Raw genomic sequence first — 621 nt, forward strand, 5'->3', positions numbered from 1 at the left:
CAAGCTCGACGCCCGGGGCTCGACGAAGCAGGCCACCTACGCCTATGACGTGCTCAACCGGCTGACCGGCGTCAGCTACGCCACGACGACCCCGAACCTCAACGTCGGCTATGCCTACGACACGGTCAACGCCGTCTGCGCCGCGGGCGAAGGCTTCGCGATCGGGCGCCTCGCCAAGATGACCGACGGCAGCGGCAGCACGCAGTACTGCTACGACCGCTTCGGCCGCATGGTCCGCAAGGTGCAGACCACCAACGGCAAGGTGTTCACCACGACCTACCAGTACGCGGTCAACGGCCACCTGCTGGCGATGACCTACCCCAGCGGCCTGCGCGTGGACTACGCCTACAACGCTGCCGGCCAGCCCAGCAACGTCAAGGTCACGCGCCCGGGGCAGGTGCAGCAGTCGCTGCTGAGCAATGTCGTGTACTACCCGTTCGGCCCGGTGTCGGAGTTGCACTACGGCAACGAAGACCGCGTGCTCACGCGCCAGTACGACAAGAACTACCGGCCGATGCTGGTGCAGGACTCCACGCCCGCCGGCCTGCATTACCTGCTGGGCTGGGACGAGGTCGGCAACCTGACTTCGCTCGGCGACACCGCGAGCAACCCGAATATCTC

1 pseudogene is annotated in these 621 nt (G+C 66.3%); it reads left to right on the forward strand.

What is annotated here, in order from left to right:
- Positions 1-621 (forward strand): annotated as a pseudogene (locus FW784_RS14160) (hypothetical protein); the annotation flags it as partial.

Origin of the sequence: Cognatilysobacter lacus (assembly GCF_008274655.1) — a bacterium.
GTDB classification, from domain to species: Bacteria; Pseudomonadota; Gammaproteobacteria; order Xanthomonadales; family Xanthomonadaceae; genus Cognatilysobacter; species Cognatilysobacter lacus.